The following is a 1,703-nucleotide window of genomic DNA, read 5'->3' on the forward strand; positions in this document are numbered from 1 at the left end:
CCCGACCGACCCGCATACCCACACGCCACACCCCGACCCGCCACATACAACTCACCGACCACACCCACCGGCACCGGCCGGAGCCACTTGTCCAGCACGAACAGCGCCGCGCCGGGTATCGGCGAGCCGATCGGCGGTGTCCCGCTCCACGCGGCCAGCGGCCTGGTCATCGCCGCGTACATCGTGGTCTCGGTGGGGCCGTATTGGTTGACCATCACCCGCCCGGGCGCCCACCGATCCACCACCTCGGGCGGGCACGGCTCCCCACCCATCACCAGCGTCGCCACCGAGTCCAACCCCTGGGGCGACAAGGCCGCCACGGCCGACGGTGTGTGACTCAGCACGTTGACCCGCTCGCGAATCAGCATGGTGCGCAAGTCTTCTGGTGAGCGGACCACCGCGTCGGGCACGATCACCAACCGGCCGCCGTGCAACAGCGACCCGAAGATCTCCCACACCGAGAAGTCGAAGGCCAGCGAGTGACACTGCGACCACACCCGGCCCAGCGCCAGCTCGTCGTGCACCGACTCCAGCAACTGGGTGACGTTGTGATGGGTGACGGCCACGCCCTTGGGCGTGCCGGTCGTGCCCGAGGTGTAGATGATGTACGCGACGTCCCCGGACGACGGCGCCGACAGCGCGTCGGCCGATTGTGTCGCGATTTCCGGGTCGTCGAATTCGATGACCGCCAGGTCCGACCCGTCGAGCCGCGATCGCACGCCCGTGGTGGTGACGGCGGCGATCGGTAGGGCGTCGGTGAGCATGAACTCGATGCGGGCCGCCGGCAGTGCCGGGTCGATGGGCAGGTAGGCCGCGCCGGTCTTGAGCACGGCCAAAATCGCCACCACGGCCCGGGCCGAGCGCTCGGCCAACAACCCCACACACTCCCCCGGACCGGCACCATACTCAACCAACAAGCGCGCCAACCGATTCGACGCCTCATCCACCTCGCCATACGTCCACGACCCGCCCCCACAGCTGATCGCCACCGCCTCCGGCGCACGATCCACCTGCGCGGAGAACAGCTCCGGAATCGACACCGCCACCGGCACCGGCCCGCTCAACACCGCCCGATTACCGATCACCTCAAGACGCGCACGCTCGGCCTCATCCAGCACCTCGATCGACGAGATACGCCGCGCGGAGTCGGCGGTCATGGTGACCAACACGTCGTGCAGTTGCGCGGCCAGGGCCTCGACGCGGGCGGTGTTGTACACGTCGGTGCGGAACTCCACCGCCCCCCCGATGCCGGCGGGCTGCCCGTCCTCGGTCCAGCGCTCGGCCAGCGAGAACACCAGATCCATTCGGGCGACCTGGGTGTCGACGGGCTCCGGCGTGACCCGCACGTCTCCCAGCGCCAGCCCGGCGGCCGGACCGTCATGCTGCCAGGGCAGGTTCTGCCAGGCCAAGACGACTTGGATCAGGGGGTGGTGGGTCAGGCTGCGGGTGGGGTGCAGCCGTTCGACGAGGACTTCGAAGGGCACATCCTGGTGCTCATAGGCGGCCAGGCTGCGCTGTCGTACCTGGGCCAACACCTCAGCCACGGTCGGATTTCCACCCAGGTTGGTGCGCAACACCAGCGTGTTGACGAAAAATCCGACCAACTCATCAAGCGCGGGATCACGGCGCCCGGCGATCGGAAAGCCCACCGCCACATCCGAAGTCGCCCCCAACTTCCCCAACACCACCGCCAACGCGGCCTG

At 68.7% G+C, this 1,703-nt stretch carries 1 protein-coding gene; it reads right to left on the bottom strand.

What is annotated here, in order from left to right:
* Nucleotides 1–1,703 (bottom strand): AMP-binding protein (locus tag A5691_RS06955; RefSeq protein WP_156734772.1); only part of this gene is annotated, 1,703 nt, incomplete at both ends.

Source organism: Mycobacterium sp. E183, assembly GCF_001667735.1.
Classification (GTDB): Bacteria; Actinomycetota; Actinomycetes; order Mycobacteriales; family Mycobacteriaceae; genus Mycobacterium.